This is a genomic window from Vibrio sp. PNB23_22_6 (assembly GCF_052877535.1).
Genome location: NZ_JBNFXP010000007.1, coordinates 162,927 through 172,499, shown reverse-complemented (window position 1 = coordinate 172,499; position 9,573 = coordinate 162,927). Strand labels below are relative to the sequence as shown.

Below are 9,573 nucleotides of genomic sequence, written 5' to 3'. Positions count from 1 at the left end.
GCATGAATTTCTCCATACGCCTTATCAAGAATTGGTGGCCCCTATGTGACTTGAACACATGACCAATCGATTATGAGTCGACTGCTCTAACCACTGAGCTAAGGGGCCTTGTTAGGTCAACGATTATAGGGGAAGCGTTGCAAGGTGTCTAGCCACAAGGTAGGGAAATTGCGCTTAGTTTTTATTCACTTAGCACTGCAAATAATAAAAAAGGTGACCTAAGGTCACCTTTTTTGATTCTAATCGCTTGGATTATTCGTCTAAGAAGCTACGCAGTGTTTCTGAACGGCTTGGGTGACGAAGCTTACGTAGAGCTTTTGCTTCGATCTGACGGATACGTTCACGAGTAACGTCGAACTGCTTACCCACTTCTTCTAGAGTGTGGTCAGTGTTCATGTCGATACCAAAGCGCATACGAAGAACTTTTGCTTCACGTGGCGTTAGGCCTGCAAGTACGTCTTTTGTTGCCATTTTCAGGCTTGTCGCCGTTGCGGAGTCTAGCGGCAGTTCTAGTGTCGTATCTTCGATGAAATCACCTAGATGCGAATCTTCGTCGTCACCGATTGGTGTCTCCATTGAGATTGGCTCTTTAGCGATTTTCAGTACTTTACGAATTTTGTCTTCTGGCATTTGCATACGCTCTGCCAGTTCTTCCGGTAGCGGCTCACGGCCCATCTCTTGTAGCATTTGACGAGAGATACGGTTTAGTTTGTTGATCGTTTCGATCATGTGTACCGGAATACGAATCGTACGTGCTTGGTCCGCGATTGAACGAGTGATTGCCTGACGGATCCACCACGTTGCGTAAGTCGAGAACTTGTAGCCACGACGGTATTCGAACTTATCTACCGCTTTCATCAGACCGATGTTACCTTCCTGGATCAGATCCAAGAACTGTAGACCACGGTTGGTGTATTTCTTAGCGATAGAAATTACCAGACGTAAGTTCGCTTCAACCATCTCTTTCTTCGCACGGCGAGCTTTCGCTTCACCGATAGACATACGACGGCTGATGTCTTTGATACTTTGTACTGTTAGAGACGTTTCCTCTTCAATCATCCTTAGTTTGGTGATTGAACGGCGGAGATCTTCTTCACTACGCTTGATCTTCTCAGCGTATGGCTTATCTGATGCTAACACTTCATCTAACCAAGCTTGGTTTGATTCGTTGCCAGTAAATAGCGCGATGAACGATTTCTTCGGCATTTTGCCGTATTCAACCGCCGCTTTCATGATCAAACGTTCTTGAGTACGAACGCGATCCATAGCGGTACGCAGTTCATTTACAAGGTGATCGAACTGTTTTGGTGTTAGGCGGAATTCTTTGAATACGTCTAGCATCAATTCGTTAGCAACGGTCGCTTTCGGGCTGTCATAGCCGTGTTCGTTAATTGCTAGCTGAAGGTTTTGGTACGTGCTGCGTAGCTGGTTGAATTTCTCAAGCGCTAACTCTGGGTCAATACCAACATCTTCTTCAGATTCGCCTTCTGAATCGTCGTCGCCATCCTCATCTTCATCGACATCTCCGTCGTCTTCATCTTCTAGTTGAGATTCAGACAGTTCAGAGCCGATGTGCGTTGCCGTTGGCGCAGTTGTATCTTCTGCGTCAGGATCAACAAATCCAGAGATTAGGTCAGTAAGACGCAGTTCTTCTGCTTGAACTTTATCAAACTGTTCAAGAATGTATGGGATAGTGCCAGGGTATTCCGCAACAGACGATTGAACTTGGTTAATACCTTCTTCAATACGTTTTGCGATATCGATTTCGCCTTCGCGTGTTAGTAGTTCTACAGTACCCATTTCACGCATGTACATGCGAACTGGGTCTGTTGTACGACCAATTTCACTTTCTACGCTAGAAAGTGCAGCAGCAGCAGCTTCAGCTGCATCTTCATCGGTAATATTTGTGTCATCGTTCAGTGCGAGATCATCAGCATCAGGAGCAGTTTCTACTACCTTGATACCCATATCGTTGATCATCTGAATGATATCTTCTACCTGTTCTGAATCTACGATTTCAGCAGGTAGGTGGTCATTTACTTCGGCGTAGGTCAGATAGCCTTGTTCCTTGCCTTTAATAACAAGTGACTTTAGCTGTGACTGCGGATTTTGATCCATAGACGGTATCCAACTTCGTAATCTGGTGAAGGAATCAGTATGCGAAATGCAAACCACTTACTATAACAAATTAAATTGTTGCTGACTAATTAATCAGGGTTACGCTTTCAAGTCTCTCATGATTAAATCTTGAAGCTCCCTTTTTTCTTCGGTTGATAAACCGACACTTCTTGCTTTGGCCTGCAGGTTTTCAATTTGTTTTTCTACACACTGGGCAATAATTTTGTCCAGTGAGTCAAAAAATATTTCTTCTTGATTGTCTTCATCGAGGGGAATATCCCAGCTCGCAAGACGAGACAGAAGGGTCTCATTCTGGTTGTTACGCCAATGCTCTAATAATTGGCCTGTATTGATATGGGGATGCGCCTGACATTTATCAAGTACATCAACAAATAAACTTAGACCTGGTATGGATAACTCTCTAACGGTAGAGAGATCCGGTACCATTTGAGCATAGCTCGGATTTTGAATAAGTAGAGCGATAACCTCGCGCATTGGAGTACGTTTAATCTCCTTGTGCGGTTGAGGTCGAGATTCACTGCTCTTTCTACGTGATTGACGCAGGTTGTTGTCAAAGCCCGTGCGCTCATCAAGCAGTTTTTCAAGTAACTCCTGAAAGTATGGGTCAGGAATTTTGTCTATCAAGGCACTGGCGTAAGCTCGCAGTGCTGATTTCCCCTCATGGTTACCCAGATTGATTTGGTGCAGTTCAATCAGGTTATCAAATAGGTAGCTTGATAGCGGGGTTGCTTGCTCAATCTGTTGTTCAAATGCCGCTTTGCCATATTTACGAACATAGCTGTCCGGGTCTTCACCGTCAGGCAAGAATAAGAACTTCAGAGTGTTGCCTGTTTTTAGGTACTGAAGTGCGTTCTCCAATGCGCGCCAAGCGGCTTCTTTACCGGCGCGGTCACCATCGTAACAACAGACAACGGTGTTGGTTTGACGAAACAGCAGTTGAACGTGGTCGCCAGTAGTGGAGGTACCCAGCGAGGCGACAGAGTAATCTATGCCATATTGCGCAAGTGCTACAACATCCATATACCCTTCAACCACCAAGATTCGTGGTGGCTCACGATATGCCTGTAATACTTCATAAAGGCCGTAAAGTTCTTTGCCTTTATGAAAGATTGGCGTTTCTGGTGAGTTAAGGTATTTTGGTGTGCCATCGCCAAGTACGCGACCACCAAAACCAATCACTCGGCCACGACGATCGCGAATAGGAAACATAATACGGCCACGGAAGCGGTCGTAACGGTTGCCTTTATCGTTTTCAATCAACATGCCGCCAGTGACGAGCATGTCCTGATTGTCTTTTTGTTGGCCGAAGTTTTTACGTACCAAGTCCCATTCATCAGCGACGTAGCCGATGCCAAATTTCTGCACTATTTCACCAGACAGTCCGCGATCTTTTAGGTACTCAATGGCCACTTTGCTGGCTGGCTGTTTGAGTTGATTGCGATAAAACTGAGCAATACTGCCCATTAAATCGTAAAGACTGCGTTTTTCACTGCTGCTGGCTTGTGGGCCGGAATTCGATGGGCCGCTACCACCGCTGCGTTGTTCACGTGGTACATCCAAACCAAGATAAGAGGCCAGTTCTTCAATGGCTTCGACAAAGTCTAAACGTTCGAACTCCATGATGAAGTCGATGGCATTACCGTGCACGCCACAGCCAAAGCAGTGATAAAACTGTTTCTCTTGGCTTACGCTGAATGAAGGGGTCTTTTCGTTATGGAAAGGGCAACAAGCGCCGTAGTTTTTGCCTTTTTTCTTAAGTTTTACGCGTGCGTCGATGATATCGACAATATCAAGCCGAGCTAGGAGGTCATCAATAAAACTACGTGGGATGTGTCCAGCCATAAAACCTAACAAAAAAAGAAAACAGTGAGCAGAGAGATGGAACCAGCTTGAGAATGGCTGATTGTCTTCCATTCATCCAGATACAAACAAGCCGTGCGCTCCAAAGGATAGCACGGCTTGCTGCAATTGGGTGGGGTGTTAAGCTAATTTAGCGCGAACTAAACCGCTCACTTTACCCATATCTGTACGCCCTTGAATTTGCGGTTTCAGAACGCCCATTACTTTGCCCATGTCTTGCATGCCAGCTGCGCCAGATTCAGCGATTGCATTCTCGATAAGAGTTGCAACTTCTTCATCGGTCAGTGGTTGAGGCATAAAGTCCTCAAGAACGGTAATTTCTGCTTGTTCCGCATCAGCAAGATCTTGACGACCCGCTGCTTCAAATTGCGTGACAGAGTCGCGACGTTGTTTAACCATTTTGGTCAGCACAGCAATAATGTCGTCATCGTTCAGAGTAATCTGTTCGTCAACTTCACGTTGCTTAATTGCTGATAGGGCTAAACGAATAGTACCAAGGCGCAATTTGTCCTTGGCTTTCATCGCTAATTTTTGCTCTTCTTTGAGTTGATCAATCAGAGCCATAACTAAATTCCTACCGGAGCTCAGTTATTAGTACAGGCGAACGCGACGAGCGTTTTCGCGAGCTAGCTTCTTAGCGTGACGCTTTTGAGCTGCTGCTTTAGCGCGTTTGCGAACTGTAGTTGGTTTTTCGTAGTGCTCACGACGACGCACTTCAGAAAGGATACCTGCTTTTTCGCAAGAGCGCTTGAAACGACGTAGTGCAACGTCGAACGGTTCGTTTTCACGTACTTTAACTACTGGCATATGCCTTTCACCTCAGGGGTTATTCGTTAACGCTGGCATTCAATGGACCAAATCACAAATGTTTGATCACTTACCAGCTTGATCAAAAATGGTGCGGAATTTTAATCCGATCACTACAGCTTTGTAAAGTGTTTTATCGCTTATTGTCTGTACAAAATTTGTTTGAAGTGGAAAGGCAGGGTAATATGACGCTCAAATTTCCCCTAGACAGAAAACATACTGAGAAAACCATGCGCATTATCGGTATTGAAACCTCTTGTGACGAGACGGGCATCGCGATTTATGACGATGAGAATGGTCTGTTGTCACACAAGTTGTATAGCCAAGTAAAGCTACATGCAGATTACGGTGGCGTTGTGCCGGAACTGGCTTCACGTGACCACGTTAAGAAAACGATTCCTCTTATTAAAGAAGCGCTAAAGGAGGCCAATCTAACCCCGAAAGACATTGATGGTGTGGCGTACACCGCTGGTCCAGGTTTAGTCGGTGCTCTGTTGGTTGGCGCGACCATTGGTCGTAGTATCGCTTACGCTTGGGGAGTGCCAGCGGTGCCGGTTCACCATATGGAAGGCCATTTGCTTGCTCCTATGCTAGAAGACAATCCACCGCCATTTCCATTTGTGGCGGTATTGGTGTCGGGTGGCCACTCTATGATGGTGGAAGTAAAGGGCATTGGGGAATACAAAATCCTCGGCGAGTCGATTGATGATGCAGCAGGTGAAGCTTTCGATAAAACTGCGAAGCTGATGGGCTTGGATTACCCTGGTGGACCGTTGCTATCCAAGCTGGCAGAAAAGGGCACGCCGGGTCGCTTTAAGTTCCCACGCCCAATGACGAACGTACCCGGTTTGGATATGAGTTTCTCTGGCTTGAAAACCTTTACTGCGAATACCATCGCGGCAAATGGTGATGACGAGCAAACACGCGCGGATATCGCGTTAGCATTCGAAGAAGCGGTATGTGCAACGCTGGCAATCAAGTGTAAGCGTGCACTAGAGCAAACAGGCATGAAGCGTATCGTGATTGCTGGTGGTGTCAGTGCGAATCGTCGTCTGCGCGCAGAGCTTGAGAAGCTAGCGAAGAAAATCGGTGGTGAAGTGTATTACCCACGCACTGAATTCTGTACCGACAACGGGGCGATGATCGCTTATGCTGGCATGCAGCGGTTGAAGAATGGTGAAGTGGCTGATATGTCTGTAGAGGCGCGTCCTCGCTGGCCAATCGACCAACTAACGCCTATTGCGTAACGGCGATTAAAGTGAATGGTTAATGCGAAAGGTCTCTGAAATCAGAGGCCTTTTGTTTATGTTTCTTTGGAACATGATTTTGGTGATGGAACGGTTCATACCAAAAGAAAATGGAAATATGCATGAATAAATTTGAAATTGAAGGCCAGCAACTTGCTTATTTAGATATCGGCGAAGGTCCGGTGCTGTTGTTTGGTCACAGTTATTTGTGGGATAGCCAAATGTGGGCGCCTCAAATTGAAGTATTAAGTCAATCTTATCGTTGTATCGTGCCGGACTTATGGGCGCATGGCGAATCAGAAGCCGCCCCAGTGTCAACCCACTCTTTGGTGGATTACGCTCAGCATATGTTAGCGTTGATGGATCATCTCGAGATCGAACAGTTCTCTGTTGTTGGGTTATCTGTTGGTGGAATGTGGGGCGCAGAGTTGACATCACAAGCGCCGCAACGAGTGAAGTCATTGGTACTGATGGATACGTTTATCGGCCTTGAGCCGGAAGTGGCGCATAAGAAGTATTTCGCCATGCTGGATACCATCAGTCAAGTTCAGGCAGTTCCTGCGCCTATCGTGGATGCTGTGGTGCCTCTGTTTTTTGCCAATGATGCGGAGCAAACCAACCCTGAGATGGTATTGTCGTTCAAACAAAGCCTTGAAAATCTGAAAGGTGAGCGTGCGGTTGAAGTTGCTCGCATTGGTCGAATGGTGTTTGGTCGCCGTGATGTGATAGAAGACTCTGAAATGTTTGCTTTGCCAACCTTAATTGCGGTAGGTCGTGAAGATAAACCACGCCCGGTATTTGAGTCTTACTTGATGAGTGACTGCATCACTGGCAGTAAGTTAGTAGAAATTCCGCAAGCGGGCCACATTAGTGCGTTAGAGCAGCCAGAATTTGTGAATCAGATGCTATTGGACTTCCTAAATCAAGTACATGCTTAATTTCACCCTATGCACTTAACGCTTTAAATAAAGCTCGGCATTACGCCGAGTTTTTTTCTGCCAACTTCTTCTCACCGATTTTAGGCTCTTCACCAGACAACAATCGGCGTATGTTTTGGTGATGCTTAAACACAATCAAACAGCACAGCATGGCGACAGGCAATGTGTATTGTGGTTTGAACATCCAAGCGTAAAAAGGGGTCACCAACACCGTGACTAAGGCTGCGAGGGAAGAGTAGCGGAACAAAATGGCCACAGATAGCCAAGTGAGCATCACAAGGCCGGTTAGATCTAAACCGATAGGTGCGATCGCGCCCAATGCGGTCGCGACGCCTTTACCACCTTTAAAATGGAAGAAAATCGGATACATATGGCCTAAGCAGGCGGCAATGGCAATAACGCCAAGGATAATTGGGTCGATACCCAAGAAGTAACCACTCCAAACAGGAATGGTGCCTTTGAGCATATCGCACAGCAATACAGACACCGCAGCGCCTTTACTACCAATGCGCAAGACATTCGTGGCTCCTGGGTTATTGGAGCCGACTTTGCGTGGGTCTGGCAGTTTTAGTAAACGACAGATCAAAACCGCACTGGAGATCGAACCCAGCAAATAGGCAGCCATTGTCATTATCAGTGCCAGTGCGTCCATAGAAGTCCTTGATGGATTGGAAATTAATGCTCAGTTCCCGCGTAGTTGCTATCATAGCGCGAATCGGTGATGAGCAAAATCACTCTCTGCGATAGAGCTTGCATAATAGTCGTTCTTGTATATAAAGAGTCGTCGCAGTTTATACCCAAGTAACTTTTTATTTCTAAGTGTTTTGCTCACGAGCACTTAGGTTGCTTCGGTATAGAATATTACGATCAAATTACCCTTATCGGGTATCCGACCTCTGGGATTAAAGGACATAAGATGGCCCTAGATAAAGTATTTATTGAGCAGTTAGAAGTGATCACCACGATTGGTGTGTACGATTGGGAACAGCAAATTAAGCAAAAGTTAGTACTAGATATCGAAATGGCACACGATAATAAGCCTGCGGGTAAAAGTGATGACGTTCAAGATGCGCTTGATTACTCACAAGTGAGCCAAGCGGTACTCAATCATATTGAAAATGGTCGTTTCTTATTGGTAGAGCGCGTTGCAGAAGAAGTCGCAGAGTTGATCATGCAACGTTTTTGTGTGCCTTGGGTAAAAATTCGTTTAGCGAAACCTGGCGCGGTACCTCAAGCACGCGCCGTTGGCGTGGTGATTGAACGAGGTCAGGCATGGTAAAAGCTTATATCGGCGTTGGTACCAATATAGATAGAGAGCAGCATTCGCTTGCCGCTTATCAAGAGTTACAGCAGCTTGGAACGAATCTCCACATATCGCCGATATATGAATGCGAGCCAGTTGGCTTTAGCAGTCAGAATTTTTATAACTTCGTGATCAGTTTTTCCACGGAGTTATCACTCGACGTGTTAAGTGACCGCTTACGCGAGATTGAGTTTAAGTGGGGACGCGAGAAAAATGCGCAAAAGTATCAGGATCGAACCTTAGATCTCGATATCGTTTTGTTTGGTGATTGTATTTCGCAGCAAAAACCTGAGCTGCCTCGCAGTGATATATTCAAATATCCTTTTATCACAAAGCCCTTGTATGATCTGGAACCTTATTTGGTGATCCCCGGAGATGGGCGCACTGTTGCCGATATCTGGCAGGCGATGCAGCCTACAGGAACGCTCAGACCAGTTTCTTTTTCACTTTAATTTTGAGTTATTTACATGAGTTACTTTGAAGCTTTTATCTTGGCTCTGATTCAGGGGCTGACAGAGTTTTTGCCAATATCCAGCTCTGCGCACTTGATCCTGCCTTCCGCTATTTTGGGTTGGGAAGATCAAGGTTTGGCGTTTGATGTTGCCGTTCACGTCGGTACCTTGATGGCAGTAGTGATCTATTTCCACCAGGAAGTGATCACGCTATTTCAAGCGCTGTTTGCATCGATCTTTAAAGGCGATCGCAGTAAAGAAGCCAAACTTGCATGGATGATCGTGATCGCGACGATCCCGGCGTGTGTGTTTGGCTTGTTGATGAAAGACATCATCGAGGTTTACCTGCGCAGCGCGTATGTGATCGCGACCACAACCATCATTTTTGGTTTACTGCTTTGGTGGGTGGACAAGAACGCAGAGCTAGTAGCGGATGAGTACCAAACGGGTTGGAAGAAAGCGTTATTTATTGGTATAGCACAAGCGTTGGCGATGATACCGGGTACTTCTCGTTCAGGAGCTACCATTACCGCAGCACTTTACCTAGGCTTTACTCGTGAAGCGGCAGCACGTTTCTCATTTCTAATGTCGATCCCAATCATCACTTTGGCTGGTGGTTACTTGGGTATGAAGCTGGTGACCAGTGGTGAACCTGTGCATGTTGGCTTCTTGCTGACGGGTATCGTGACTTCATTTATTAGTGCCTACATCTGTATCCACTTTTTCTTGAAGATGATTTCACGCATGGGCATGACGCCATTTGTGATTTACCGTCTGATTCTAGGTTTTGGTTTGTTTGCAATCTTACTGAGCGCATAACCAACCGA

The 9,573-nt window shown here is 46.0% G+C and carries 10 protein-coding genes and 1 tRNA gene; 5 read left to right on the top strand and 6 right to left on the bottom strand.

The annotated features are described in order from the left end of the window. Positions 1–32: 32 nt before the first annotated feature. From ACVA54_RS08385 to rpsU, 5 genes are all read right to left on the bottom strand, one after another. A tRNA-Ile gene (locus ACVA54_RS08385) sits at positions 33–108 on the bottom strand. 144 nt (positions 109–252) lie between these two features. Continuing rightward, the gene (gene rpoD, locus ACVA54_RS08380; RefSeq protein WP_099078819.1) at positions 253–2,118 is read right to left on the bottom strand and encodes an RNA polymerase sigma factor RpoD; all 1,866 of its coding nucleotides are present in this window, start codon (positions 2,116–2,118) and stop codon (positions 253–255) included. Positions 2,119–2,217: 99 nt separating this feature from the next. Further along, positions 2,218–3,981 (bottom strand): DNA primase, encoded by a 1,764-nt coding sequence (dnaG, locus tag ACVA54_RS08375; RefSeq protein WP_119464091.1) that lies wholly within the window; start codon positions 3,979–3,981, stop codon positions 2,218–2,220. Positions 3,982–4,119: 138 nt separating this feature from the next. Further along, complete coding sequence (locus tag ACVA54_RS08370) at positions 4,120–4,563, bottom strand: GatB/YqeY domain-containing protein (protein ID WP_099078820.1); 444 nt, start codon at positions 4,561–4,563, stop codon at positions 4,120–4,122. A 27-nt stretch (positions 4,564–4,590) separates the two neighbouring features. Next, positions 4,591–4,806: a 30S ribosomal protein S21 gene (gene rpsU, locus ACVA54_RS08365; RefSeq protein ID WP_001145625.1), complete on the bottom strand. Its 216-nt coding sequence runs from the start codon at positions 4,804–4,806 to the stop codon at positions 4,591–4,593. Between the two features lie 230 nt (positions 4,807–5,036). Here rpsU and tsaD point away from each other — a divergent pair, with 230 nt between their 5' ends. Together tsaD and ACVA54_RS08355 are read left to right on the top strand one after the other, a co-directional pair. Continuing rightward, on the top strand, positions 5,037–6,053 hold the full coding sequence (gene tsaD / locus ACVA54_RS08360) for a tRNA (adenosine(37)-N6)-threonylcarbamoyltransferase complex transferase subunit TsaD (RefSeq protein WP_099078953.1): 1,017 nt from the start codon (positions 5,037–5,039) through the stop codon (positions 6,051–6,053). A gap of 122 nt (positions 6,054–6,175) precedes the next feature. Beyond that, the gene (locus ACVA54_RS08355; protein ID WP_099078821.1) at positions 6,176–6,991 is read left to right on the top strand and encodes an alpha/beta fold hydrolase; all 816 of its coding nucleotides are present in this window, start codon (positions 6,176–6,178) and stop codon (positions 6,989–6,991) included. A gap of 40 nt (positions 6,992–7,031) precedes the next feature. On the opposite strand, the gene plsY is transcribed toward ACVA54_RS08355, so the two are convergent. Beyond that, on the bottom strand, positions 7,032–7,643 hold the full coding sequence (gene plsY / locus ACVA54_RS08350; protein WP_099078822.1) for a glycerol-3-phosphate 1-O-acyltransferase PlsY: 612 nt from the start codon (positions 7,641–7,643) through the stop codon (positions 7,032–7,034). A 264-nt stretch (positions 7,644–7,907) separates the two neighbouring features. Between plsY and folB the strand changes: the two genes are divergently transcribed. From folB to ACVA54_RS08335, 3 genes are read left to right on the top strand one after another with little or no spacing between them, the layout of a single operon-like run. After that, the gene (folB, locus tag ACVA54_RS08345) at positions 7,908–8,270 is read left to right on the top strand and encodes a bifunctional dihydroneopterin aldolase/7,8-dihydroneopterin epimerase (RefSeq protein WP_099078823.1); all 363 of its coding nucleotides are present in this window, start codon (positions 7,908–7,910) and stop codon (positions 8,268–8,270) included. After that, positions 8,264–8,746 (top strand): 2-amino-4-hydroxy-6-hydroxymethyldihydropteridine diphosphokinase, encoded by a 483-nt coding sequence (gene folK, locus ACVA54_RS08340; RefSeq protein WP_099078824.1) that lies wholly within the window; start codon positions 8,264–8,266, stop codon positions 8,744–8,746. The genes folB and folK overlap by 7 nt, the downstream gene beginning before the upstream one ends. A 15-nt stretch (positions 8,747–8,761) precedes the next feature. Further along, a complete protein-coding gene (locus ACVA54_RS08335; protein WP_446649519.1) occupies positions 8,762–9,565 on the top strand; it encodes an undecaprenyl-diphosphate phosphatase in 804 nt (267 codons plus the stop codon). Positions 9,566–9,573: the final 8 nt, after the last annotated feature.